This window comes from Neotamlana nanhaiensis, from assembly GCF_000943555.1.
Taxonomy (GTDB): domain Bacteria; phylum Bacteroidota; class Bacteroidia; order Flavobacteriales; family Flavobacteriaceae; genus Neotamlana; species Neotamlana nanhaiensis.
In genome coordinates this window covers 325,404-351,760 of record NZ_JTDV01000005.1, presented here as the reverse complement: position 1 = coordinate 351,760, position 26,357 = coordinate 325,404, and the positions used below count along the sequence as shown (strand labels likewise).

Here is a 26,357-nt window from a genome sequence, read left to right as displayed (position 1 = left end):
CAAAGCGTCCCACAATTATATGAAAGTAAAAGGCCAAATAGTAGACATACTAAACAAACGCATTTTTAAAGGAGAAGTAACCATTGATAATGGAAAAATAAAATCCATTCAACCTAAAGAACATCATGTAGAACAATACATTCTTCCTGGGTTTATCGATGCGCACATTCACATAGAAAGTTCGATGTTGGTACCAAGCGAATTTGCAAAATTAGCGGTTAAACATGGTACGGTGGCCACAGTTTCCGATCCGCATGAAATTGCTAATGTTTTAGGTGTAAAAGGCGTAGAATTTATGATTGAAAACGGTAAGCAAGTACCGTTTAAATTCAATTTTGGTGCACCATCTTGCGTTCCGGCAACATCTTTTGAATCGGCGGGAGCAGTTATAAATTCCAATGACATAAAAAAGCTGTTAGAAAATCCCGACATAAAATATCTCGCTGAAATGATGAATTACCCAGGCGTTATTTTTGAAGACGACGAAGTTTTAAAAAAAATAGCTTGGGCAAAATACTATAATAAACCTGTTGATGGTCATGCACCTGGAGTTGTTGGCGACGATATTTCAAAATACATAGCAGCGGGAATTTATACCGATCATGAATGTTTTACCTACGATGAAGCTCTAGAAAAACTTCAAAAGGGCATGAGAATTTTAATTCGTGAGGGTAGTGCTGCTAAAAATTTTGAAGCTTTAATCGATTTGTTACCAGATCATTTCGAGAATATGATGTTTTGTAGCGACGATAAGCATCCAGACGATTTGTTGTTACATCATATTAACAATCTTTGTGCGCGTGCAGTAGCTAAAGGGACTGATGTTTTTAAAGTATTGCAAGTGGCTTGTATAAATCCTGTAAAACATTACAATTTAGATGTCGGATTACTTAGAGAAGGCGATTTTGCAGATTTTATTGTAGTTGAAGATTTAAAAGATTTTAAAACGCTTCAAACCTATGTAAATGGTGAATTGGTGTTTAATCAAGGAGAATCTTTAATAGCTTCAGTTGATTTTGAAAATTTGAATAATTTCAATTGTAGTGAAAAAGACGTTTCAGCATTTAAAATTAAATCCGAAGCGAAACAAATCCGTGTTATCGAAGCTCTTGAAGGGCAACTCGTAACTAATGAAATTATTGAAGACGCTACTGTAAATAATGGTTATTTAGAATCAAATACCGAAAAAGATATTTTAAAAATGGCGGTGGTTAATCGTTATAACGATACGGAACCTGCTTTGGCATTTATTAAAAATTTCGGTCTAAAAAAAGGTGCTATAGCCAGTTCTGTAGGTCACGATTCACACAATATTATTGCCGTTGGAACTACCGATGAAGCCTTATGTAAAGCCGTAAATTTAATAATTGAAAATAAAGGTGGTATTTGTGCAGTAACTGCTTCCGAAGAAAAAATTGTACCGCTACCTGTTGCAGGAATTATTAGCGATCAAAATGGTGAAACTATTGGTAAACAATACGCCGAACTTGATGCTATGGCAAAACAATTAGGTTCTCCTTTAAATGCACCATATATGACTTTGTCGTTTATGGCATTACTTGTTATTCCAGCTTTAAAATTAAGCGATAAAGGCTTGTTTAATGGTAAAGATTTTAAGTTTACTTCGTTGCAGGCATAAACCTAGCTTTTAAAATTTAAAGTTTTATAATGTCGTGCTGTTTTCGCTTTTTTATTGAATTATTACGTTTATAACTTAAAACCTAACGGATATTTATTAGCTGTGTTTAAGAAAGATTTAGTCATGTAAATTAGATTTTATAAACCTTTAAATCTATTTAACATGAAAAAATCATTACTTTTTTTAGTTGCAATTTTGTACGCCTTTTTAGGGCAATCGCAAACCTTTACAGACAATTTTATTACTTATGAAGTGACCTCTTCTAACACAGTACGAACAACGACTTATAATACGGCAGGAGGGGCAGATGTAATTATTCCAGAATCGGTAACTTATCTTGGGGCGGTTTATGTCGTTACAAATATTGGTCCGAGTTGTTTTTCGTCAAAACAATTAAATAGTGTAGAAATTCCTAGCACCGTTACAGAAATTAGAAGTTCTGCATTTCAGCATAATAATTTAACATCGGTTGTAATTCCAGAACATGTTAGTAATGTGCAAAGTTGGTCTTTTATGAACAATCCATTAACTAGCGTAACCTGTTTAAATACTACACCTCCTTTTATTCCTAATGCGGGAACTGGAGATGCGTTTGACAATCGATCAACAATTAACTTAACCATTCCATTTGGTACATCGGGCGTTTATGTTACGGATGCTAATGCAAAATGGACAGGTTTTAATTCGGTTTCGGATACGCCAACTTTTGTCATCGATTTTATAACTTACGAAGTAACGTCGGTTTCAACGGTAAGAACTATTGGCTATAATACAGCAGGAGGTGCCAATGTTGTTATACCAAGCAGTGTTACTTATGGAGGTGTTACTTATAGTGTAACTAATATTGGCCCAAGTTCTTTTTCGGCAAAACAATTAAATAGTGTAGAAATTCCTAGTACCGTTACAGAAATTAGAAGTTCTGCATTTCAGCATAATAATTTAACATCGGTTGTAATTCCAGAACATGTTAGCAATGTGCAAAGTTGGTCTTTTATGAATAATCCGTTAACAAGTGTTACTAGTTTAAATACTACACCACCCTTTATTCCTAATGCGGGAACTGGAGATGTGTTTGATGATCGATCGACAATTAACTTAATCATTCCATTTGGTACATCGGGCGTTTATGTTACCGATGCTAATGCAAAATGGACAGGTTTTAATTCGGTTTCAGATGCGGCAATTTTCGAATTAGATTATATATCATACGAAGTCACATCGGCTTCAACCGTAAGAACAATTGGGTATAATACAGCAGGAGGCGCCGATGTTGTTATACCAAGCAATGTTGCTTATGGAGGCGTTACTTATAGTGTTACCAATATTGGTCCTAGTAGTTTTTCTGCAAAGCAATTAAATAGTGTAGAAATTCCTAATACCGTTACCGAAATTAGAAGTTCTGCATTTCAGCATAATAATTTAACTTCGGTTAGTATACCAGCAAGTGTTAGCAATGTACAAAGTTGGTCTTTTATGAACAATCCTTTAACTAGTGTAACAAGTTTAAATACAACACCTCCTAATATTCCTAATGCGGGAACTGGTGATGCTTTTGATGATCGATCTGTTATAGATTTAGTAATTCCCAATGGCACTACTGGAGTTTATGTTACGGATACCAATGCAAAATGGACAGGATTTAATTCGGTTTCTGAATCTTTACTACTTAATGAAACCTTTATATCAAATGATGCCACCTTTATGGTGATTTCAACGACTACTAATTCCATCGAATTAATTGATTATGATATTGCAGGAGGAACCAATTTAAACATACCTACAACCGTTGAAGAAAATGGCGTAACTTATAGGGTTAAATCTATTGGGAATTCGGCATTTGAAAATAAGGGTATTACTTCTGTTACAATTCCAGAGGGTGTAACAAGTATAGGTATTAAGGCTTTTAACACCAATAATTTAACAAACCTTACCATACCAGAAAGTGTTGTTACTATAAGTTCGCAGGCCTTTGCCAACAATAATTTAAGTAGTTTAACTTTAGGAGAGAACATAAACACTATAGCTTTGGCAGCATTTGCAGGCAATAACTTAACACAAATTACTTTACCAAAAAATGTTGCAAATATTGAAGCTTTAGCTTTTGCAGCTAACCCTTTGGTATCGGTTAAATCTCTTGCAACAACCCCGCCAACAGTTGTAACTGGAAATAACGATTCTTTTGACGTTAATGGAGATCGAAGTGGTATAGATTTAATGGTACCAAAGCACACAAAAAATAGTTATTTAGCCAATAGTTGGACTGGGTTTAATACAATTACAGAAATAAATACCTTAAGTAAAGTTAATTTTGAAATTGCAAATTATGTTAAGGTAATTTCAACTTATAATGGGTTAACTGTTGTTACCTCAAATAATGTTACATTACAAAACTATACCATTTATAATTTATCTGGAGTTAAAGTAAAATCGGGGCAAGAAAATAAGATAAACACCAATTACTTAGCAAGCGGTGTATATATTTTAAGGCTTAAATTTAATAAAGGCCAAATGGTAAAAAAGTTTGCGAAATAAAAAATGCTATTAATTATCCTTTTGGAGTTTAACCAAACCGCAAGCAGTTTTAACTAATGGCTTGCGGTTTATTGTTAAATAAATTGTTTCTTAGTATTTATACCTTATTTTATTTATGAGATTTAATAGAAGATTAATAATTTTATGCTTATTTGGTTTATTCCTTGTTTTTAAAGTATCGGCGCAAAATGCTAGAATAGATAGTTTAAAAACAGAATTATTGCAACACAAAAAACAAGATTCTATAAAAGTAAATCTTTTAAATGCCCTTGCATTTTCTTTTTTTAGTAGAGATGTTAAAACCTCTTTAAACTACTTAGAAGCGGCAAATACTTTAGCTAAATCCATTAACTTTAAAAAGGGAATAGCAAGAAGTGTGTATATAAAAGGTATTACCGAAGCCACACAATCTAACTTCAGTCAAGCTCTTAATTATTACAGCGAAGCTTTAAATTTGTATGTAACTATTCAATATAAAAAAGGAATAGCTAATTGCTACAACGCCATGGGTATTACTTTAAGGAATAAAGGCGAACTGCGAAAATCTATTGAGCATTTTAAAGAAGCGATAACCATAGAAGAGGAAATAGGAAGCAACAATCTTTCGGCGAGTTTATTAAATTTAGGTACTGCTTACGAACAATTAGGCGATTTAGGCGAAGCTATTTTTTATTTAAAGAAAGCTATTTCAATTGCCGAATCTGAAAACAATCAAGAACGTATTGCGTACAGTTTAAATAATTTAGGTATTGTTTATAATATTATGGGCAATTACCCGCTTGCACTCAATCATCAAAGCAAATCCTTATACATTAACGAAAAATTAGGCGATAGTATAAGTATGGCTCATAACCTTGTTTCCATAGGTGCGATTTATAAAATTCAAAAATATTACGATAAAGCAATGGTTGCTTACAAAAGGTCTTTGGGCATTTATGAGCGTATTAATAGCAAATTAGGTGTTGCTATAACCCTAAATGTTATGGGAGCAATTTATAATGAAAGTGGCAATTATAGCGAGGCGTTAAACCATTATTTAAAAGCTTTAAAATTAGCTAAAGATATTGGCGCTAACAGTGAGACGCCATATATACTCAATAATATTGGAAAGGCATATTTAACGCTTAAAGATTATAAAAAAGCTCATATTTACTTTACAGAATCAATGGAAATAAGTTTAGATACAGAAAGTAGAGAAAATTTATGTGGGGCATATTTAGGTTTGGCCGAAACCTATTTTAAACAAAAAGCATTTAATTTGGCTAAAACGTATGCCACAAAAGCTAAAAATATTGCCGAAAATGTAAATTTATTGGAATTTCATAAACAAGCTTATAGTATTCTTGCCGATGTTTATAAGGCAAAAGGTGCATACAAACAGGCTTTAGCTAGTCACGAAAATTTTAAAATTTTAAATGATAGCATTTTCAATAAAGAAAATATTCAAAAAATAACACAATTAGAATACGAATATAAGTATCAAAAGCAGTTAGATTCTGCAAGTATAAGAGAATTAGAATTAACCAAAACAGTAAACGAAACCAATAAAGATTTAGCAAAAACACAACGTAATTATCTATGGGCTGTTATTGGAGTGCTTTTAATTTCTATGATATTGGGCTCCGTAATATTTTTTCAAAAGTTGAAAAACGCCGAAGCAGAAACCAAGAATGCCATGATAGAACAAAAGTTGTTGCGTTCGCAAATGACACCACATTTTATTTTCAATTCCTTATCCGTATTACAAGGCATGATTTTAAATAAGGAAAATAAAAAATCGGTTAAATATTTATCGAAATTTTCAAAATTAATGCGATTAACACTCGAAAATTCAAGAGATAAAACAGTATTATTATCAAACGAACTTAGTGCGGTTGAAAACTATTTGGCACTTCAAAATTTAGAAAATCAAGCCTACCAATATACTATTAAGGTTAACGACTCTGTAAATAGTGAGGCTTTACTTGTGCCTCCAATGCTTATTCAGCCATTTGTTGAAAATGCCGTAGAACATGCATTTGTAGATACTATTAGTCCTAAGAAAATAGATGTTATATTAAATTTTTCAAACCATAAATTAATTTGTACCATTACCGATAATGGTGTAGGGATAAACGCCAACCAAAACCTTAAAAATTCGAAAAAAACATCATTATCAACAAAAATAACATCCGAACGTTTAAAAATGTTATCAACCGATTTTAATATGAAAGGTTGGGTAACCATTGAAGATTTACAAAACTATAATAAACAAGGTACTATGGTTACTCTATTGTTGCCTTATAAATTAGTAAAAGTAGTATGAAAGCTTTAATTGTTGAAGATAAGGACTATATACGCAAAGGCCTGCTAAATTTATTACAACTTATTGAAACCAATGTTGAGGTATTAGGCGAATGCGAATCGGTTAAAAATGCTGTGGTTGTTGCCAATGCATGTAAACCCGAACTTATTTTTTTAGATATTAATTTAATTGATGGCAATGCGTTCGATTTTTTAGAGCAAACCGAACATTTAAATTTTAAAGTTATTTTTATTACGGCTTACGAAGAATACGCGCTAAAAGCATTAAAAATTGGCGCCGTTGATTATATTTTGAAACCTGTTGATATTGAAGAACTCGAACAAGCCATAAACAAGGTAAAAACGCTTGCTGTAACACAACAAAAAGAGCAAATAAAAACCGTAAAAGCCGTTTGGAGTAACGATACTTCTAAAATTATTTTATCGCTTCATGATAGTTTTCAGGTTATCGATTTAAAGGAATTAATGTATTGCGAATCCGATAAAGGTTATACCACCTTTTATACCAATTTGGGTAAAAAATATTTAGTATCTAAAACTCTCAAAGAGTTTGAAAAGCAGTTAACCTTAAATGGGTTTGTGCGTCCGCATCAGTCGTATATTGTTAATTTACAGTTTATTGACAAATATGAAAAAGTCGGCGTTATTTATCTTAAAAATGGTAAAAAAATACCTGTTTCGTCGCGCAAAAAAGATCATTTTGTAAAAGCCTTTTTAAGCTCAAATAGCTAGTAGCAGTATGTTTTATTTCTTATTTAATTTTCTATCTTAGAGTTTAAATTCTATTTCGATTGAAAATTTAAACGATGCCTCTAATTCAGCATACTTATAAACCACCATTTTATTTTAAAAACGGATTTGTTGCTACGGTGTATTCCGGACTCGTGCGCAGCGTAAATTTAATCCAGGAACGCGAACGTTTAGTATTAAGCGATAACGATTTTTTAGATTTAGATTGGAGTTTTTCAAGCCAAAAAACAAATAAACTTATTATTTTACTTCATGGCTTAGAAGGGCATGCTAAAAGGCCGTATATTACAGGAACTGCCAAATTATTTAATGAGCATGGTTTTGATGCTTTAGCAGTTAATTTTAGAGGTTGTAGCGGGGAACCAAATTTAAATTACTACACCTATCATTCTGGTTTTACGCCCGATTTAAAAGAAGTTGTACAATATGCTATTCGCCTAAATAAATACAGTGAAATTTATATTAAAGGTATAAGTCTTGGCGCAAATATTTTGTTGAAATATTTGGGCGAAGAAACCGTTCTTCCCAAAGAATTAAAAAAAGCTGTGGCTGTTTCGGTGCCTTGTCATTTGCACGGGTCGTGCCAGGAGCTAAGCAAAATAAAAAACAAGCCATATCATGATATGTTTTTAAAAGATTTGCTTAAAGCTTTAAAAGCAAAACAAGAGCGCTACCCCAATTATATCTCGATGGATACCTTAAATAGCATAAAAACCTTATTCGATTTCGATACCGTTTATACTGCTAAAGCTCATGGTTACAAAGATGCCGTCGATTATTACACGCAAAATAGTTCTTTACAATTTTTGCCAAATATCAATATCCCAACCTTAATTATAAATGCACTTAACGACTCGTTTTTATCTCCTGAGTGTTTTCCTGTAAAGGAGGCTAAAGGCAATAAAAATCTATTTTTAGAAATGCCAGAATATGGTGGACATGTTGGTTTTATTGATAAAAATAATGTGTATTATAACGAAAAACGAGCTTTGGAGTTTATCACAGAATGATTTAAAACTTTAGCGTAATATTAAAACTTATTTTTTGGCTCGTTTTTGTTTAAGCTATAATTTTACATAAAAAGAAGAAAAATGAGCGATTCCCATAGTAACAAAGCTTTAACACCCGAAAAGTTTACCAAAATAAAACTTAAAACCCCACCAACAAATAGTGTTGGTTTTGGCGCTTTAAAATCTTCTATAAGTCAGGTTACAAAATACATGAATGTAAAGGATGGTGTAAAATTATCGCTTAAAATTAACCAAAAGGGCGAATTTGACTGTCCGGGTTGCGCATGGCCCGACCCAGATGATGAACGTTCAAGCATTGGTGAATACTGTGAGAATGGTATAAAAGCCATTGCTGAAGAAGCTCAAAAAAATACCATCGATTATCGTTTTTTCGAAAATCATTCGGTAGAAGAATTAGCCGGTTGGTCGGATTTTGAAATTGGTAAGTCGGGACGTTTAGCAGAACCTCTTTTTTTAGCCGAAGGCGCAACACATTATCAACCCATTTCTTGGGAAGAAGCCTTTAACAAAGTGGGTGCGCATTTAAATGCTTTGGAAAGTCCAGATGAAGCTATTTTTTATACTTCAGGAAGAACCACAAACGAAGCTGCTTTTTTGTATCAATTATTTGTGCGCGAATACGGTACTACCAATTTGCCAGATTGCTCAAATATGTGTCATGAAGCTAGTGGTAGCGCACTTTCTGAAACTTTAGGAATTGGTAAAGGCTCGGTAACATTAGACGATTTATACAAAGCCGAGGTGGTTATGGTTATTGGACAAAACCCCGCAACCAACCACCCAAGAATGTTATCGGCATTAGAAAAATGTAAACAAAATGGCGGTAAAATAATAGCTGTGAATCCGTTGCCCGAAGCAGGATTATTAAAATTCACCAATCCGCAAGATCCTATAAAATTATTAACAGGCGGCACACAAATAGCCGATGTGTTTGCTCAGGTCACTATAAACGGTGATGTGGCTTTGTTTAAGGCGATTCTTTTAAAATTATTAGAAAAGGAAGAAGCCACAGGAACAGTTTTCGATAAGGCATTTATAAATGAATTTACTGCTGGTTACGATGCGTTTATAGCAGATTTGAAAACTTACAATTTCGATGCTTGTTTAGAAGCATCAGGTATCGATATAGATACGTTTGAAGCTATTTTCGAACTGATTTTAAACAACGACAAAATCATTATTTGTTGGGCTATGGGCTTAACGCAACACCAAAATGCGGTGGATAATATTCGTGAGGTGGTTAACTTATTATTGTTAAAAGGTAGTATTGGTAAAGAAGGCGCAGGTACTTGTCCTGTGCGCGGACATTCCAATGTTCAAGGCGATAGAACGGTTGGTATTTGGGAAGCAGCACCACAAGCGTTTCTCGATAAAATTGAAGCGAAATATGGTTTTAAACCCAAAGCTAAACATGGTTATGCCGTTATAGATGCCATAAAAGCCATGTATGAAAACAAAGCTAAAGTGTTTTTTGGTTTGGGTGGTAATTTTATTTCGGCAGTGCCAGATACCAGTTACGCATCACAAGCATTAGCAAACTGTAATTTAACGGTTCATGTGAGTACAAAATTAAACCGTTCGCATTTGGTTACAGGTAAAGAAGCTTTGATTTTACCATGCTTAGGCAGAACGGAAAAAGATATTCAAAAATCAGGTTTACAAATACAAAGTGTAGAAAATTCTATGGGTGTTGTATCTTCAACAAAAGGTGTTTTAGAACCTTGTTCTAAGGATTTAATGAGTGAAGTTGCAGTGGTTTGTGGTATTGCTAATGCTACTTTAAAGCATAGAAGTAATATTGATTGGTTGGCTTATAAAGATGATTATACTTTGGTAAGAAACGATATTGCTGAGGTTGTTTCTGGGTTTGAAAACTTCAATACCAAGCTTCAAAAACCAGCAGGTTTCTATTTGCCAAATGGTGCTCGTGAAAGACAATTTAATACCAAAACAGGTAAGGCAAATTTCACTAAAAATAAGATGCCTAATTGGAAGTTGAAAAATGATGAATTGATAATGATGACGATAAGAAGTCACGATCAATTCAATACAACAATTTATGGTTTAGATGATAGATATCGCGGTGTTTACAACGAAAGGCGCATCATTTTTATGAATAAAGCAGATATGGAAGCGCGTGGATTAAAAGAGCTTCAAGTTGTTAATTTAAAATCAGAATTTAATGGTGTTACGCGTCGTGCCAACAAATTTAAGGTTGTAGCTTACAATATTCCAAAGCATTGTTGTGCTACGTATTTTCCTGAGACTAACGTGTTAGTACCAATCGATAATTTTGCGCATACAGCTAAAACACCTGCATCAAAGAGCGTTGTAATTACTATCGAAGCTTAATTGTTTTAAATGTTCGGGGAAACCTTCAATGGCGATTACCCAAGCTTCAGGGAGAATAAAATAGATAAAAATGGTAATGATGATAATGGAAATGACGTTCAAAATAAATCCTTTTTTTACCATATCTGGAATTTTTAAATAACCCGAACCAAAAACCACGGCATTCGGAGGTGTAGCAACGGGAAGCATAAAAGCACATGAAGCTGCAACCGTTGCACTTACCATTAAGATAAACGGATGTAGATCTATACTTAAAGCCATTGGAGCTAGCACAGGAAGTAACATGGCCGTAGTGGCCAAATTTGAAGTTATTTCGGTTAAAAAATTTACGGCAGCAACTATTACTAAAATTAAAATAAAGGTATTTAAACCAATAAAACCAGTTATGGTGTTACCAAGCCATTGTGCCAAACCCGAAGTTTCAAAACCTTTAGCCAAAGCCATTCCACCGCCAAAAAGTAAAATAATGCCCCAAGGTAAATTTTTAGCGTCTTTCCAACTTAGCAGCTTTTGGTTTTTTGATTTTGTAGGCATTAAAAATAATATTAAAGCAAAGGATATGGCAATAATGGTATCGTCTAGCTTTGGTAATATTTGTTGAAGTAAGAACGAGCGGGTTATCCAACAAAAAGCAGTTGCTGCAAAAACTAAGCTAACTAATTTCTCTTCAAAAGTCATTTTCCCTAACTTTTTTAATTGACTTTTTATTTCGGTTTTACCTCCAGGAAATTCATTTTGTGTAAACTTAAAGGCAACCGTTGTTAAATATTTAAAGCAGATAAAAAGCAGTACCATAGCAATTGGAAACCCAAAAATAAACCATTGGCTAAACGTAATTTCGTAATTGTAGGTTTCGGCAACAACTCCTGCTAACACTAAGTTTGGTGGTGTGCCAATTAGTGTAGCAATACCGCCTATAGAAGCACTATAAGCAATAGCAAGCATAAGAGCTTTACCAAAATTGGTATGTTCGTTTTTAATGGTTTTTGGGTTGTCTTTTAACTGATTAACAATAGCCATACCAATAGGAAGCATCATTACGGAAGTAGCTGTGTTAGAAATCCACATCGATAAAAACGCTGTAGCAATCATAAACCCAAGAATAATTTTTTTAATGTTCGATCCAATAAGGTTTATAATGTTTAAGGCAATGCGTTTATGAAGCTGCCATTTTTCAATTGCAATTGCAATAATAAAACCACCCAAATAAAGAAACACAAATTTATGGCCAAAAGCACTTGTGGTTTCGGCAATAGTTAAACTTCCAGAAAGCGGAAACAAAATAATAGGCAATAAAGCTGTTGCAGCAATTGGGATGGCTTCGGTAATCCACCAAATGGCAATCCAGACGGTTGATGCTAAAATTCCATTAGCAGCAGGCGATAAACCTTCCGGATAAAAAAAGGATCTAATAAAAAAGTAGAGTAGAGGCCCTAAAAATAGACCGATTCGTTTAGCTTGCATATGGTGGTTTAAACCTTAAAAATACCATTTTTTATGGCATAAAGTACTAGACCTATGCGGTTTTTAATTTGTAGTTTGGTAAATAAGTTATCGCGATAACCATCAATAGTTTTAGGGCTTAAAAACATTTTTTCGGCAATTTCTTTATAAGTCATTTCCGAGCAAGTGTATTTTATAAATTCAATTTCGCGTTCTTTTAGTTTTATACCTCCCGAAGTATCTTCAGTTAGGGAATTAATTAAAATATTCGATACATCTTTGGTGTGATAATAACCGTGTATCATCGTTTCAATTAAGGCTGTTTCTAACACATCTTTTTCAACATCTTTTAGCAAATAGCCTTTTGCGCCAGCTTTAAGCATTTTTATAATTGTGGTTTCGTTTTCTTCAACCGAAAGGGCTAATACTTTTATATTTGGGTGTTCAATTTTTAGTATTTCGGTGGTTTCAATACCGTTTAAAATGGGCATATTAACATCCATTAAAATAATATCAGGAACGTTGCTAGGTGTTTTTAGTTTTGTTAAAAGGTCTTTTCCATTTTTACACGTGTATAACACATTAAAATTTTCGAATGAGTTTACTAATCCAGCGATAGCTTGAGACAGTAAATTGTGGTCTTCTACAATGACAACGTTATGAGTTTCCATTTTGGTAAGGGTATGTTATAGTTAGTTGCGTACCTTCGTTAATTTTCGAGCATATTTCGGCTTCGGCCTTAACCAATTTAGCTCTTGTTTTTATGTTTATAAGTCCAATACCTGCATTTTCAGTATTGGTAATATCGAATCCTAAGCCATTATCTTTTGCTATAACCATTAACATATTAGGTAAATATTTTAGTGTTACACATAAATTTGATGCTTTGGCGTGTTTTATGGTATTAGAAAAAAACTCTTGCAGCATTCTAAAAAAAACAATTTCGGTTTTATGATCCAATGCTTTGGTTTCGCCTTCAATAACCAGGTTTGCTTTAATAAAATTTAAACGGTTAAATCTATCAATTTCATCTTGTATAGCCTGTTTTAATTCAATGTTTTTTAAGGCTTCTGGGTTTATTAATTTTGATAAGGTTCTAAGTTCCTTAATACTTTTACTTATGGTGTCTTTTACCTCGTCCGTCGATAAATTATTAACCAATTGTATTTTGGCTAGAGTGAGTAGTTGTCCAATATTATCGTGTAATTCCCAGCTTATATTTCTAAAAATTTCTTCCCGAATTTCAATTTGTGTTTTGGCAATTTCTTGTTCAAATTTTTGTTCGGCTAATTTTTTTTCAAGCAATAAGTCGTTCTTCTTTTTTCGAAATAATAAAAAAAGTGAAATCATGGTAAAAATGATAACCAATAATACTACCGACGATATTACTAAAAATGATTGTATTTCTTTTTCGTCCATATAAACCCAATTATATAGCAGGTGTACAACACCAAGTTAAGTAAAAATAAAATATTGGTAAACACGAGGTTATCCATACGTACTTTAAAATAATCGGACATGAGAATTAACGGAAACATGCCAATATTAAAAAGTACTAAAGCTGTACTTATCCAAAAACTAAGTTTGTGCTTAATTTTTAAGGTATAGCTTGAGTTTGAAAGTTGTAAAAGGTGAAACCCGGTTAAAATAAGTACAAAAAAAGCGCCAATTATAAATATAAATTTTTGCGATCCATTTGTTTGAAATCCTAATAAAAAAACACATAAAAATATTGCCCCTAGTACTATACTTATGCTTTTGTGCCATTTCTTTTGTAAAACTCGATAATACCACCAAAAGTAAAAACAAAAGCTAAAACCCGTGTAAATGTAATACACTAAGGTTCGGTTAATTTCGTAAAAAGATAAAATAAATAGCCCAATAAAGGTATCAACAAAAACGGTAAACCATAAAAAATGCAAAAAGTAGCGCTCGGTAGATTGAGCGTACTTTTTGTAGTTAACCAATGCAACAATTGCGGCAATTAGTTCAAGTAGATTAACGGCATAAGATAAAATTTCGGGAAGCGCCATGTATTCTTAAATTATTCTAATTCTTCTGGTGGACGTCCTGCTTGACCATAATTGTACGAAGGAATATCACTAATATTTTCGCTAGCAAGAACCATTGGAAATACAGTAGGTGCAACCGAACCTTGAGATCTTATTTTGTTTCCAGTTGGCACAAAAAATACAGTTGCTCGCCCTGGATCTGGAAATTTTTTACTTTCAGGATATGCGCCTAAATAAACTCGAAGCCCCAAATTATTATAGCCTTTTTTTTGTGCTTCGCGTTCAAAATAGGCGATATAACGTTTTAATGAATCTAACGAAAATAAAAACTCGCGGGAATCTTCAAACCCTAAATTTTTATTAAGTATTTCTGCTCGGGTTGTTTTAAATTCTTCCTCAAGCTCGTTGGCGTATTCATAACTAATAGATTGCGACGGCGCTTTATTGTTGTCTTTTTGGTCCGATGTTTTTGTGCCACAGGAAAAGAACAAAAGCGATATACCAAACGCTGCTGTTAAGGTTAAAAAATTACATTTAGTTTTCATAATAATGATTGTTTAGAGGTTTTTATAAAAATACAGATTAATATTAAAAATCTCACATCCTCGTTTTTTTGTTTTTAGTAAGATTTGTTTAAAGTTCTGAAAATTAATTGTGTATCAAGGCTCGTTTTTTAATAAACGGCCTTTTTCCTTTAAAAAAGGGGAAAAACACCCTAAGAAACCATGGTAAAATGAAGCGATTATATGGTTTTAAAATGACGAATTAATCCAAATATTAAAAATACTTTTCTTACATTTAAAATTGAATAAACCAATTATATGCTAAAAAAAGTTTTTGGAAGTGCCGTTTTTGGCGTTGAAGCCACCACCATAACTGTTGAAGTAAATGTAGACAAAGGTATTGGCTATCACTTAGTAGGATTACCCGATAATGCCATAAAAGAAAGCAACTACCGTATTGCAGCGGCACTACAAAATAACGGTTATAGAATACCAGGAAAAAAAATAATAATTAATATGTCGCCTGCCGATTTACGAAAAGAAGGTAGCGCCTACGATTTAACTTTAGCCATTGGTATTTTGGCTTCAACAAGCCAAATTAAAGCCGATAATTTAGAACGCTATTTAATTATGGGAGAGCTCTCGCTCGATGGCACATTGCAACCCATAAAAGGCGCATTACCAATTGCAGTAAAAGCTAGAGAAGAAGGGTTTAAAGGTTTTATTTTACCTAAACAAAACGCTAAAGAAGCTGCCATTGTAAATGATTTAGAGGTTTATGGTGTTGAAAACATTAAACAAGTTATAAACTATTTCGATAAAGGTGAAGCCTTAGAGCAAACCATTATTGATACCAGAAAAGAATTTGAAAAAAGTCTCGATTTTCCAGAGTTCGATTTTGCTGATGTAAAAGGACAAGAAGGCATAAAACGTTGTATGGAAATTGCTGCAGCTGGCGGACATAATATTATTTTAATAGGGCCACCAGGTGCAGGAAAAACTATGTTAGCCAAACGTTTACCAAGCATTTTACCTCCTATGACGCTTCACGAAGCACTCGAAACCACCAAAATACACTCGGTTGTTGGGCGTGTAAAAGATAGCGGACTTATGGCACAACGCCCGTTTAGGAGTCCGCATCATACCATATCAAATGTGGCTTTGGTTGGCGGTGGTAGTTATCCGCAACCGGGAGAAATCTCCTTATCGCACAATGGCGTGTTGTTTTTAGACGAGTTACCAGAATTTAAACGGGAAGTTTTAGAAGTTATGCGTCAGCCTCTCGAAGATCGAGAAGTGACCATTTCACGTGCTAAGTTTACGGTAACTTATCCGTCGTCGTTTATGTTGGTTGCCAGTATGAACCCGAGTCCTGGAGGTTATTTTAACGATCCGGATGCTCCTGTAACATCAAGTCCTGCCGAAATGCAGCGCTATTTGAGTAAAATTTCAGGTCCGTTGTTAGATAGAATCGATATTCACATTGAAGTAACACCCGTGCCTTTCGATAAATTAAGCGATGATAGAAAAGGCGAAACTTCAGTTGAAATTCGTAAACGTGTTACCAAAGCCAGAGAAGTGCAAACCAAACGCTTTGCCGAAAGCGATACCGTGCATTACAACGCCCAAATGAATACCAAGCAAATACGTAAATATTGTGTGTTAGATGATGCTTCAAAAGAACTTTTAAAAACGGCTATGGAACGTTTAAATTTATCAGCTAGAGCTTACGATCGTATTCTAAAAGTATCTCGAACCATTGCCGATTTAGAAGGTTCCGAAAAAGTTAACGGTAGCCATATCAGTGAAGCTATTCAATACAGAAGTTTAGATAGAGATGGGTGGTTGGGGTAAATTTCTGCGCGAACCGGATTTTTTTTATTGATGGAACTCGTTAAAAACGAGCGTTAGAGTGGTTACGTGCTTTTAAAGTTTTTGTGTTTTTCAAATACATCTTTATTATGATTTGACTTTTGATACTGTATTTAACTTTGTAATACTAAAAAATATTGCGAAAAGATAAAAATTGATAATACAAAGCAAATCGATTGAAGTTAATAGTTATGATAAAGTTTAATTTAGAAATATCGCTTCCTAAAGTACAGCCCTTAAAGTGGTGTCAATTAATGACCATAATTCTAGTCTTATTTGGTTTTATATTTAGATATATAAGTTTTGATGATATAATGATACTTTAAAATCAAAATTTAATAACTCACCATAAACTATATGTTTAGTTAATCTTTTCATATTCATTTGCTTATGTGAAAATAATGTTAACTTTTACCTACATGTAATTTCGGTATTTACAAAAGATTTATCAATTTATTTCAATAATCATAAAAAACATATTTTGTAAGTGATTTATTGTTAAAATTTATTATATTTAGATTCCCTTAGATAATTAATAGTGATTTGATAGCCTTGGAAAATCCAATGCGTTAATAATTTCTACTAACCAAAAACTATTAATTATGAAAAAATCAATCACATTATTTTTTTTACTCATTTGTGTAAATCTCATTATCGGTCAAAATAAATCAAAAAATGAAGAAGGAAATACTCAAAAACAAACAGATCTAACTAAACAAAATGTTATAGATACAACAAAGGTGGGTGGCGTTATTAAGGGTGACCAAAAAATATCATTTATTGCGGGAATAGGAGGTAGTTATATTCTAAAAGATTTATACCAAAATCCAGTTGTTGATTTAGCTACAAAAAATGTTTTAATAGAAAAGGCTCAAAACTTCAAAAGTAATTTTAGTTTAGGTATAGCTTATACAGGAAAGACATTAAAAATAAATGATAGCATTCGAGTACCTTATGGTTTAACATTCATAACTTTTGTAAACCCTATATCTATTAATCAATCAAGTGACAATCAAGATTTTTTTAATATGCTTGATTTTGGTTTTGGTATTGGTCATAAATTTGCTGGAAGTATGATGATTGTAGCAACCATTGAGTTTTTCAATGTACGTCAACCAAGAGATTGGTTTGTACAAGAATATGGTTCAAATAATAAGCAATTTTTAGTAGATGAATCCCCACAAGTAGCATTCGATGTTAGTGATAATAATATTTTTAAAAATAAAATGGCTACCACCTTTGGTATAAAAGCTTGTTATACTTTTGACATAATAAAAAGTTATAAAGACAAAACAACTAAGGAATAATAAGGTTAATTTAAATTTTTCTGTCGTTCTATTCTGTTAGTTGTTTTAGAGTCGATTTTAAGACAAATATTGGCAATCTTTTAATAGATTTACACTATGAAAAAACGAATAATAGCCATTATTTTTTTCGCTATTTTCAGTTGTAACAACTCAAAACAGCAAACTTCAACTGAACAAAGCACAAATCAAAAGGTAGAAATAGCCGAAAAGCCAACTCTAAATTTAGAGCAAGCCCATAAGCTTGCAGGTTTACCATTACATTGTATAAACAACGAGTACCCAAATAAGTTGTCTCAAACCTTAGGTAGTGATTCCGATTTAAAAGCACCAAGCACATTGCATCCTGCATTTTATGGTTGTTTCGATTGGCATTCTTCGGTGCACGGACATTGGAGTTTAGTGAGTTTGTTAAAACAGTTTCCTAATATTGATGATGCTGAAGGCATAAAAGCGAGACTTCTAAATAATATTTCAAAAGAAAATATAGCCAAAGAAATTGAATATTTTCAAGGGGAACATAACAAATCATTCGAGCGCACTTATGGATGGGCGTGGTTGTTAAAATTAGCCGAAGAGCTACATACTTGGGATAGCGAAACCGCAAGAACTTTGGAAAGTAACTTACAACCACTAACCGATTTAATTGCAGAAAAATACATTGCCTTTTTACCTAAATTAAATTATCCACAACGTGTAGGAACGCATACAAATACTGCTTTCGGACTCAATTTCGCTTACGATTATGCCGAAACGGTAAATCATGAAGCCTTAAAAATGACCATTACAGAGCGCGCCAAATATTTCTTTTTAAATGATATTAATTGTCCGATGAGTTGGGAACCAAGTGGGAGCGACTTTTTATCACCGTGTTTGGAAGAAGCCGCTTTAATGAAACGCTTATTACCAAAAAATGAATTTAAAACATGGTTAAATGCGTTTTTACCAGAACTTAAAAACAAAAACTACAAGCTAGAAGTTGGTTTAGTTTCCGATAGATCCGATGGTCATTTAGTGCATTTAGATGGTGTAAACTTTTCACGCGCATGGAATTTCTACAAAATATCAAAAGGCTTACCAGAATACCAACATTTACAAAATGTAGCAAATTATCACATCAATCATTCCTTACCAAGTATTTTTGGCGATAACTACGAAGGCGGACATTGGTTGGGTAGTTTTGCTATTTATGCGTTAAACGGAATGCCACAATAATGAAAAACTGGTTTAAAAATATAGGTCCGGGGCCATTAATTGCAGCAGCATTTATTGGCCCCGGTACAGTTACGGTTTGTACGCTTGCAGGTGTAAATTTTGGTTTTGCACTGCTGTGGGCCATGGTGCTATCTATTATTGCAACTGTTGTGTTACAGGAAATGTCGGCTAGAATAGGTATTGTAACTCAAAAAGGCTTATCGGAAATTATTAGAACCGAAATTAAACATCCTATATTCAAAATCTTAGTGGTGTTACTCATGTTTTCTGCTATTGTAATAGGGAATGCAGCTTACGAAGCAGGAAATATTACGGGTGGCGTTTTGGGGCTAGAAACCCTTTTTGGTACTGCAAATACACAAGTTAGTGGCGTTACATTCAATTGGTTTAGTTTGGTTTTGGGCGTTTTAGCTTTTGTATTGCTTTATTTTGGTAATTATAAAGTTTTAGAGCGGGTGTTGTTGGGTTTAGTTATAGTGATGAGTTTAGCTTTTCTATTTTCGGCAATTTTAACGAAACCAGATTTGTCATTAATCTTAAAAAGTGCATTTATACCCAGTTTTCCAGATGACAGTCTACTTTTAATAATTGCATTAATTGGTACTACCGTGGTACCTTACAATTTGTTTTTGCACGCATCATTGGTAAAGGAAAAATGGCAAACCACTGAAGATTTAAAACTAGCCAGAAAAGATACTATGATTTCGGTTATTTTAGGCGGATTGGTGTCCATGGCTGTTATTATTTCAGCGGCGTCTATTCAAGGTGATACGATAACTAGCGCTACCGATTTAGCAAAAGGCTTAGAGCCATTATTCGGTAGGTTCGCAAAATATTTTTTGTCGGTTGGGTTGTTTGCAGCAGGTTTAACCAGTGCTATTACCGCGCCATTAGCTGCAGCTTACGTAGCCAGTGGATGTTTTGGGTGGACTTCCAATCTTAAAAATTCAAAATTCAGAGCCGTTTGGATGCTTGTTTTAGGGTTAGGCGTTGTGCTGTATTCGGTAGGGTTAAAACCTATCGATATTATTAAATTTGCCCAAGTGTCCAATGGTATTTTGTTACCTTTTATTGCAGCCTTTTTATTGTGGATAGTCAATAAATCTTCCGTTTTAGGAAGACATAAAAACGCAATCAAACAAAATATTTTTGGGTTTTTAATCTTATTAATTAGTATCTTACTTTCACTAGCAACACTTAATAAAGTATTCAGTTTAAATCTGTTTTAGTGGAAAAACAATATATCGATATCAATGTAGATGTAGGCGAGGGCACAGGTAATGAAGCGCAGTTGTTACCTTTAGTGTCGTCTTGTAACATTGCTTGTGGTGGTCACGCAGGAGACGAAGCTACTATGCGAACTGTTGTAAAATTAGCGCAACAACATCATGTTAAAATAGGTGCACATCCTTCGTTTCCAGATAAAGTTAATTTTGGGCGGAAGGTGTTGAATATCTCTTACGAGGATTTAATTAGGTCGTTATTGAATCAAATTCGAGATTTACTTCGAGTTTTAAATGAAGCGAATGCGACACTTCACCACATAAAGCCTCATGGTGCTTTATATAATCTCGCAGCAATTGATGCGGAAGCTGCAAGAGCCGTAATTGAAACTATAAACCAACTACCATTTAAGGTGAAATTATATGCGCCTTATAAATCGGTATTAGCATATTTAGCCCTTAAAAATAATATCGAAGTTGTTTTTGAAGGATTTGCCGATAGAAATTATAATGAGGATTTAACATTAGTTTCAAGAATACATGAAAATGCTGTGATAAAAGATCCCGAAGAAGTCTTTAAGCATGTTTACACCATGGTAACTGAACAGAAAGTTTTAACTGTAAATAATGCCAAAATAGATATTAAAGCAGAAACCTTTTGCGTTCATGGAGATAATCCGAATGCCGAAACATTATTATACTATTTGACGGAGCAGTTAAAGTTGAAAAACCTCTTTGTAAGTTAGTTTATGAATCATAAATTAACATACAAACCCTATAACGAAAAATCTATTTTAGTAGAATGGCCTAAAGTAATTGATGAAGCTATTTTAAATGACATCCTTCAGTTTAAAGCTAAAATAGAAGCTTCTGAAGGTTTTAAAATTATGAGTTTAACGCATGCTTATCAATCGCTTTTAATTCATTTTAAAAAAGAAATTGATGATTTTGACGCAATCATTAATCAATTAAAAGATATCTATTCGAGCAAAGCCGAAGTTATTCAGCTAAGGCAAAAATTGTGGAAAATACCAGTGTGCTACGACAGTAGTTTTGGAATTGATTTAGAGTTTATTTCAAAAGAAAAAAATATATCTATTGAAGAAATAATCGAACGACATTCAAAAGCCATTTACAAAGTTTATTTTATTGGTTTTTTACCCGGATTTCTATATTTAGGCGGATTAGACGATATGCTTGCAACAGCTCGAAAAGCCACACCAAGACAGCAAATAGATAAAGGTTCGGTGGCCATTGGTGGTAATCAAACAGGTGTTTATCCTAGTGATAGCCCGGGTGGGTGGAATATAATTGGTAAAACGCCAATCAATTTTTTTAATGTAAATAAAAGTGAGCCTTGTTTTGCTAAAGCTGGTGATTGTATTCAGTTTTATCAAATTTCAAAAGAGGAATTTAACGACATCAACACCTTAGTGGCACATGATGTATATTTAATAGAAAGCGAGGTGATTAATGCTTAAAGTTTTACATGCCGGATTTTATACGAGCGTTCAAGATTTTGGGCGAAACAATCACCAATACATCGGAGTGCCTTTTTCTGGTGCAATGGATAAAAAGGCAGCGACTTTTGCTAATGCGATTTTAGGAAATAATCCCAATGAAGCTGTTTTAGAAATGACCATGTTAGGTGCTAAAGTTCAGTTTAATCAACCTACGGTTGTTGCTATTTCTGGAGCCGATATGGATACTAAAATCAACAATACAAAAATATTAAGATATAAGGCTATTGTTGTCAATTCTGGAGATGTATTATCCTTTGGGAAATTAAAACAAGGTTTTAGAGCTTATTTGGCGGTTTTGGGTGGATTTAAAACACCAACCGTTTTAGGAAGTAAATCGATGTATGCAACAATAACTGAAAACCAAATCATTAAAAAAGGCGATGCGTTAAGTTATAATACCATACCATCGAATTATAGGCCTTCATTTGCTTCAATTAAATTTAATGATGATTATTTAAAATCCTCAACTATTGAAGTTTTTAAAGGTGCGGAATTCGATTTACTTTCTAAAGAACAACAAGAACAGTTGTTGTCTCAACCGTTTACCATTTCAAAAGACAATAATAGAATGGCGTATCAGTTAGCTGAGACCTTAGAAAATACTTTAGAGCCCATTATAACTTCGGCTGTTTTACCCGGTACAGTGCAATTAACACCTTCTGGAAAATTAATTGTGTTAATGCGCGATTGCCAAACCACGGGAGGTTATCCACGTGTACTTCAATTAACCGAGGAAGCCTTAAATATTTTGGCTCAAAAGTTTACAGGAGCGAGTGTGAGTTTTAAATTGAAGGCAAAAAAAAAGAAATGAATTAATCCATTTCTTTTAATATTTTGGCGTGGTTTTCGGTATTCTGCTTATGCTCCAAGTTATCAATATATTGTTTGAAAATCTTCGAGTTTCTTGCTTGTTGCGTTTTATTTACTTGCATCACGTTTGTTGAAGTTCCAACTAAATCGGCACCACTTTCAATATATTTTAAAATAGATTCGTAATCGTCTATACCGCTAGAAGCAATAATTTTTATTTTATTTTTTACCGTTTTCTTAATGATTTTAACGGCGGTTAAAGTCGCACCACTTTTCGAGAATCCAGTTGAAGTTTTTATGTAATCTACTCGTGCATCTAAACAAATTTCACAGGCTTTAATAATTTCGTTTTTAGTTAATTCCGAAATTTCTATGGTAACTTTAAGCGGTATGTTACCAATAGCTTGTTTTACCTCAAAAATATCTTTTAAAACCGAAACGTAATTTCTGCTTTTTAAGTAGCCTAAATTAATAACCATTTCAATTTCGTCGGCTCCAACATTTATGGCTTGGGTAGCCTCGAAAACTTTAGCTTTTGTGTCAGCAAAACCAAATGGATATCCAATAGTGGCACAGGTTTTAATAACACTATCGGCCAATAATTGTTTGGCTAACGGCACATAACAACTGTTTATTGTTACCGCGTAGTTCCCGTTTTTTCTGGCACTATAACAATGATCTATAATTTCATGTTCGGTAGTTGAGGGCGCTACAAGTGTATAATCAATAAAGTGTGATATGTTCATTAGTTGTTGTATAGGGTGTTAATTTTTAACGAAAAAAAGCAACGCATTAGTATAGAATTACTAATAAGTGTTTTGCAATTGTGATGCTAAATTAAAGATAAAAAGCAACCGTTTATCGAAGATTTGCTCATTTTTATTAACACCAAATTGTTGATTTTTTTTAGAACCAACTTAAAATTAAGCTTACAGCTAGTAATTTATTGAAAATCAATATGAGATTTATAAGAATTGAAAAAGTAACCGAATTCTTATGAGTTAAAAATCCGATTACTTTTAGGTGCGTTTTATCGAAAAGTTTAAGCTTTATTCATCTCTTATATGGGTTTTAAGCGTTTTGAGCTACTAAATCGCCTTGATTTCTAAAAACTAGTTTATCATCAAAAGCATCGAGTAAAATGATACTATCTGTTGTTACTTTACCTGCTAAAATTTCTTTACTTAAAGCATTTAATACTTCCTTTTGAATAACACGTTTTACAGGACGTGCGCCATACTCGGGATTGTAGCCTTTTATTGCTAGGTAATTAACAGCTTCTTCGGTAGCGTCAAACGTAATGCCTTGATTTGCAATCATTTTTGTAAGGCTTTTTAATTGTAAGCCAACAATATCTTTAATGTTTTTTGCACTTAGCGGCGTGAACATTATGGTATCGTCTATACGGTTTAAAAACTCAGGGCGTACGCTTTGTTTTAGTAAACCTAAAACATCAACTTTTGCAGCTTCAATGGCCGAATCGATATCTTTTGTTGCTTCAAAACGCTCTTGTATAATATGGCTTCCTATGTTTGAAGTCATGATGATAATGGTGTTTTTAAAATCGGCTACACGACCTTTGTTATCGGTTAAATGGCCTTCGTCAAGCACTTGTAACAGGATATTAAACGTATCTGGATGTGCTTTTTCAATTTCATCTAGCAACACTACAGAATATGGTTTTCTACGAACAGCTTCCGTTAATTGTCCGCCTTCATCATAACCAACGTATCCCGGAGGTGCACCCACTAATCGGCTTACCGCATGACGTTCTTGATATTCGCTCATATCAATTCTGGTCATGGCATTTTCATCATCAAATAAGTATTCAGCTAAAGCTTTTGCTAACTCCGTTTTACCAACACCAGTGGTTCCTAAAAATAAGAAGGTTCCAATTGGTTTTTGCGGATTTTGTAAACCAGCACGACTACGGCGCACCGCATCGCTTACGGCTTCAATAGCTTCCTCTTGCCCCACAACGCGCTTGTGTAATTCCTTTTCAAGATTTAATAGCTTTTCGCGTTCACTTTGCAGCATTTTAGTAACAGGAATACCGGTCCATTTTGCAACCACTTCGGCGATATCATCATAAGTCACTTCTTCCTTAATTAACGAATTTTCGGCCTGTGCTTGCAATTGTTTTTGGTAGACTTCAAGTTGTTCTTGAGCTTCTTTTATTTTTCCGTAGCGTAATTCAGCTACTTTACCATAATCACCATCGCGTTCTGCTTTTTCGGCTTCCAGTTTGTAGTTTTCAATATCTTGTTTTGTGTTTTGTATGTTGTCAACGACTTCTTTTTCACTTTTCCATTTGGCATTAATTTCATTGCGTTGCTCTTTTAAATTAGCTAAATCACTTCGTAACGATTTTAATTTCGCTTCATCTTTTTCACGCTTTATAGCTTCAATTTCAATTTCAAGCTGCATTATTTTGCGGTCTAGAACATCTAATTCTTCAGGTTTCGAATTGATTTCCATGCGTAATTTAGAGGCAGCTTCATCCATTAAATCGATGGCCTTATCTGGTAAATAACGGTTGGTAATATATCGGGTTGATAACTCTACCGCACCAATAATGGCTTCATCTTTAATGCGTACTTTATGGTGTGTTTCGTATTTTTCTTTAATACCACGAAGTATCGAAATGGCGCTTTCGGTATCGGGTTCGTCAACCGTTACTTTTTGAAAACGACGCTCTAGAGCTTTGTCTTTTTCAAAATACTTTTGGTATTCATCTAAAGTAGTTGCACCAATGGCTCTAAGTTCGCCACGCGCTAAAGGAGGTTTTAAAATGTTGGCCGCATCCATAGCGCCTTGTCCGCCACCAGCGCCAACAAGCGTGTGTATTTCATCAATAAACAACACGATGTCGCCGTTGCTTGTGGTCACTTCTTTTATAACCGATTTTAAACGCTCCTCAAACTCACCTTTATATTTAGCGCCCGCAATAAGTGCACCCATATCTAAGGCAAAAATTTGTTTTTCCTTAAGGTTTTCAGGGACGTCGCCATCAATAATTCGGTGTGCTAAACCTTCGGCAATAGCGGTTTTACCAGTACCAGGTTCGCCAACTAAAATGGGGTTATTTTTGGTTCTACGAGATAAAATTTGAAGTATGCGTCGAATTTCTTCATCGCGACCAATTACCGGATCTAATTTGCCGTCTTTGGCTAACTGATTTAAATTTTTTGCGTATTTAGCTAACGAATTATAAGTGTTTTCTTGACTTTGCGACGTTACGTTTTCACCTTTACGAAGTTCTTCAATAGCTAATTTTAAATGATTTTCGGTTACACCTTGATCCTTTAGCATTTGCGAAATTTTACTTTTCGATTTAAAAATGGCTAGAATGAGGTGCTCGATAGATACGAAATCATCTTTCATCTTTTTAGCGATTACCGATGCTTCAGTTAAGCTTTTTCCAGCTTCTCGCGATAACATAAGCTCTCCACCTGCAACTTTAGAATAACTTTCCAATTGTTTATCTAAAGCTTGCTGTAAAATGGAAATATTTACGTTCAGTTTTTTCAATATAAATGGTAGGACATTTTCGTCCACCTCTAAAACACCTTTAAACAGGTGTTCGTTTTCTATTTGCTGATGCCCAAAACCCTGCGCAATTTGCTGCCCCTGCTGTATGGCTTCTTGCGATTTTATGGTATAATTATTAAAGTTCATAGGTTTTAAATTTTTAATGTCGCTTTACGCGGATTATAATTTTCTTTTTCATAGCTATAAGTCAATTATCTTACCAATATATTTAGGAAGACAAAATGACGGTTTTTTCTTTGTTTTTAATGTCAATTTGTCTGATTGGTTTTGAGAAATTAAATTATGTTAATAA

20 protein-coding genes are annotated in these 26,357 nt (G+C 33.7%); 13 read left to right on the top strand and 7 right to left on the bottom strand.

Annotated elements, in window-relative coordinates:
• Positions 1–19: 19 nt before the first annotated feature.
• The 6 genes from ade (at position 20) to PK35_RS09005 (ending at position 10,608) form a co-directional block, all read left to right on the top strand.
• On the top strand, positions 20–1,639 hold the full coding sequence (gene ade, locus PK35_RS09030; protein WP_044626373.1) for an adenine deaminase: 1,620 nt from the start codon (positions 20–22) through the stop codon (positions 1,637–1,639).
• 162 nt (positions 1,640–1,801) lie between these two features.
• Positions 1,802–4,171, top strand: coding sequence for a leucine-rich repeat domain-containing protein (locus PK35_RS09025; RefSeq protein ID WP_044626372.1), 2,370 nt, complete (start codon positions 1,802–1,804; stop codon positions 4,169–4,171).
• A 115-nt stretch (positions 4,172–4,286) separates the two neighbouring features.
• The gene (locus PK35_RS09020; protein ID WP_044626371.1) at positions 4,287–6,476 is read left to right on the top strand and encodes a tetratricopeptide repeat protein; all 2,190 of its coding nucleotides are present in this window, start codon (positions 4,287–4,289) and stop codon (positions 6,474–6,476) included.
• Positions 6,473–7,207: a LytR/AlgR family response regulator transcription factor gene (locus PK35_RS09015; protein ID WP_044626370.1), complete on the top strand. Its 735-nt coding sequence runs from the start codon at positions 6,473–6,475 to the stop codon at positions 7,205–7,207. The genes PK35_RS09020 and PK35_RS09015 overlap by 4 nt, the downstream gene beginning before the upstream one ends.
• Positions 7,208–7,281: 74 nt before the next feature.
• Complete coding sequence (locus tag PK35_RS09010; protein ID WP_044626369.1) at positions 7,282–8,235, top strand: YheT family hydrolase; 954 nt, start codon at positions 7,282–7,284, stop codon at positions 8,233–8,235.
• 81 nt (positions 8,236–8,316) lie between these two features.
• Positions 8,317–10,608 carry an FdhF/YdeP family oxidoreductase gene (locus PK35_RS09005; protein ID WP_044626368.1) on the top strand — a complete coding sequence of 764 codons (2,292 nt, stop codon included), beginning with the start codon at positions 8,317–8,319 and terminating at the stop codon, positions 10,606–10,608.
• Here the strand turns inward: PK35_RS09005 and PK35_RS09000 are convergent.
• The 5 genes from PK35_RS09000 to PK35_RS08980 are packed head-to-tail and all read right to left on the bottom strand — an operon-like array spanning position 10,576 to position 14,608.
• Positions 10,576–12,072 carry an SLC13 family permease gene (locus PK35_RS09000; protein ID WP_044626367.1) on the bottom strand — a complete coding sequence of 499 codons (1,497 nt, stop codon included), beginning with the start codon at positions 12,070–12,072 and terminating at the stop codon, positions 10,576–10,578. The two genes, PK35_RS09005 and PK35_RS09000, sit on opposite strands and share 33 nt — an antisense overlap.
• 8 nt (positions 12,073–12,080) lie before the next feature.
• On the bottom strand, positions 12,081–12,722 hold the full coding sequence (locus PK35_RS08995) for a response regulator transcription factor (protein ID WP_044626366.1): 642 nt from the start codon (positions 12,720–12,722) through the stop codon (positions 12,081–12,083).
• On the bottom strand, positions 12,709–13,470 hold the full coding sequence (locus PK35_RS08990; RefSeq protein WP_044626365.1) for a sensor histidine kinase: 762 nt from the start codon (positions 13,468–13,470) through the stop codon (positions 12,709–12,711). The genes PK35_RS08995 and PK35_RS08990 overlap by 14 nt, the downstream gene beginning before the upstream one ends.
• Positions 13,440–14,084: a hypothetical protein gene (locus tag PK35_RS17155; RefSeq protein WP_052825944.1), complete on the bottom strand. Its 645-nt coding sequence runs from the start codon at positions 14,082–14,084 to the stop codon at positions 13,440–13,442. The genes PK35_RS08990 and PK35_RS17155 overlap by 31 nt, the downstream gene beginning before the upstream one ends.
• An 11-nt stretch (positions 14,085–14,095) precedes the next feature.
• Positions 14,096–14,608, bottom strand: a complete 513-nt coding sequence (locus PK35_RS08980; protein WP_044626364.1) for a hypothetical protein — start codon at positions 14,606–14,608, stop codon at positions 14,096–14,098.
• Between the two features lie 276 nt (positions 14,609–14,884).
• Between PK35_RS08980 and PK35_RS08975 the strand changes: the two genes are divergently transcribed.
• From PK35_RS08975 to PK35_RS08945, 7 genes are all read left to right on the top strand, one after another.
• Positions 14,885–16,420 (top strand): YifB family Mg chelatase-like AAA ATPase, encoded by a 1,536-nt coding sequence (locus tag PK35_RS08975; protein WP_044626363.1) that lies wholly within the window; start codon positions 14,885–14,887, stop codon positions 16,418–16,420.
• Positions 16,421–17,040: 620 nt separating this feature from the next.
• Positions 17,041–17,745 (top strand): hypothetical protein, encoded by a 705-nt coding sequence (locus tag PK35_RS08970; protein WP_044626362.1) that lies wholly within the window; start codon positions 17,041–17,043, stop codon positions 17,743–17,745.
• Positions 17,746–17,841: 96 nt separating this feature from the next.
• On the top strand, positions 17,842–18,957 hold the full coding sequence (locus tag PK35_RS08965; RefSeq protein ID WP_044626361.1) for a DUF2891 domain-containing protein: 1,116 nt from the start codon (positions 17,842–17,844) through the stop codon (positions 18,955–18,957).
• On the top strand, positions 18,954–20,186 hold the full coding sequence (locus PK35_RS08960; protein WP_044626360.1) for an Nramp family divalent metal transporter: 1,233 nt from the start codon (positions 18,954–18,956) through the stop codon (positions 20,184–20,186). Before PK35_RS08965 ends, PK35_RS08960 begins: the two co-directional genes overlap by 4 nt.
• Entirely contained in the window at positions 20,186–20,926 is a 741-nt protein-coding gene (gene pxpA, locus PK35_RS08955; protein ID WP_044626359.1) for a 5-oxoprolinase subunit PxpA, read from the top strand. Before PK35_RS08960 ends, pxpA begins: the two co-directional genes overlap by 1 nt.
• Before the next feature lie 3 nt (positions 20,927–20,929).
• Positions 20,930–21,661, top strand: coding sequence for a 5-oxoprolinase subunit PxpB (gene pxpB, locus PK35_RS08950; protein WP_044626358.1), 732 nt, complete (start codon positions 20,930–20,932; stop codon positions 21,659–21,661).
• Positions 21,654–22,514: a 5-oxoprolinase subunit C family protein gene (locus tag PK35_RS08945; RefSeq protein ID WP_044626357.1), complete on the top strand. Its 861-nt coding sequence runs from the start codon at positions 21,654–21,656 to the stop codon at positions 22,512–22,514. Before pxpB ends, PK35_RS08945 begins: the two co-directional genes overlap by 8 nt.
• 1 nt (position 22,515) lies before the next feature.
• Here PK35_RS08945 and deoC read toward each other — a convergent pair whose 3' ends face one another.
• A complete protein-coding gene (deoC, locus tag PK35_RS08940) occupies positions 22,516–23,259 on the bottom strand; it encodes a deoxyribose-phosphate aldolase (protein ID WP_044626356.1) in 744 nt (247 codons plus the stop codon).
• Positions 23,260–23,584: 325 nt separating this feature from the next.
• A complete protein-coding gene (gene clpB, locus PK35_RS08935) occupies positions 23,585–26,191 on the bottom strand; it encodes an ATP-dependent chaperone ClpB (RefSeq protein WP_044626355.1) in 2,607 nt (868 codons plus the stop codon).
• Positions 26,192–26,357 lie beyond the last annotated feature (166 nt).

Coding starts and splice junctions, on each gene's coding strand:
- ade (WP_044626373.1), top strand. CDS start 20: ATGAAAGTAAAAGGCCAAATAGTAGACATACTAAACAAACGCATTTTT.
- PK35_RS09025 (WP_044626372.1), top strand. CDS start 1,802: ATGAAAAAATCATTACTTTTTTTAGTTGCAATTTTGTACGCCTTTTTA.
- PK35_RS09020 (WP_044626371.1), top strand. CDS start 4,287: ATGAGATTTAATAGAAGATTAATAATTTTATGCTTATTTGGTTTATTC.
- PK35_RS09015 (WP_044626370.1), top strand. CDS start 6,473: ATGAAAGCTTTAATTGTTGAAGATAAGGACTATATACGCAAAGGCCTG.
- PK35_RS09010 (WP_044626369.1), top strand. CDS start 7,282: ATGCCTCTAATTCAGCATACTTATAAACCACCATTTTATTTTAAAAAC.
- PK35_RS09005 (WP_044626368.1), top strand. CDS start 8,317: ATGAGCGATTCCCATAGTAACAAAGCTTTAACACCCGAAAAGTTTACC.
- PK35_RS09000 (WP_044626367.1), bottom strand. CDS start 12,072: ATGCAAGCTAAACGAATCGGTCTATTTTTAGGGCCTCTACTCTACTTT.
- PK35_RS08995 (WP_044626366.1), bottom strand. CDS start 12,722: ATGGAAACTCATAACGTTGTCATTGTAGAAGACCACAATTTACTGTCT.
- PK35_RS08990 (WP_044626365.1), bottom strand. CDS start 13,470: ATGGACGAAAAAGAAATACAATCATTTTTAGTAATATCGTCGGTAGTA.
- PK35_RS17155 (WP_052825944.1), bottom strand. CDS start 14,084: ATGGCGCTTCCCGAAATTTTATCTTATGCCGTTAATCTACTTGAACTA.
- PK35_RS08980 (WP_044626364.1), bottom strand. CDS start 14,608: ATGAAAACTAAATGTAATTTTTTAACCTTAACAGCAGCGTTTGGTATA.
- PK35_RS08975 (WP_044626363.1), top strand. CDS start 14,885: ATGCTAAAAAAAGTTTTTGGAAGTGCCGTTTTTGGCGTTGAAGCCACC.
- PK35_RS08970 (WP_044626362.1), top strand. CDS start 17,041: ATGAAAAAATCAATCACATTATTTTTTTTACTCATTTGTGTAAATCTC.
- PK35_RS08965 (WP_044626361.1), top strand. CDS start 17,842: ATGAAAAAACGAATAATAGCCATTATTTTTTTCGCTATTTTCAGTTGT.
- pxpB (WP_044626358.1), top strand. CDS start 20,930: ATGAATCATAAATTAACATACAAACCCTATAACGAAAAATCTATTTTA.
- PK35_RS08945 (WP_044626357.1), top strand. CDS start 21,654: ATGCTTAAAGTTTTACATGCCGGATTTTATACGAGCGTTCAAGATTTT.
- deoC (WP_044626356.1), bottom strand. CDS start 23,259: ATGAACATATCACACTTTATTGATTATACACTTGTAGCGCCCTCAACT.
- clpB (WP_044626355.1), bottom strand. CDS start 26,191: ATGAACTTTAATAATTATACCATAAAATCGCAAGAAGCCATACAGCAG.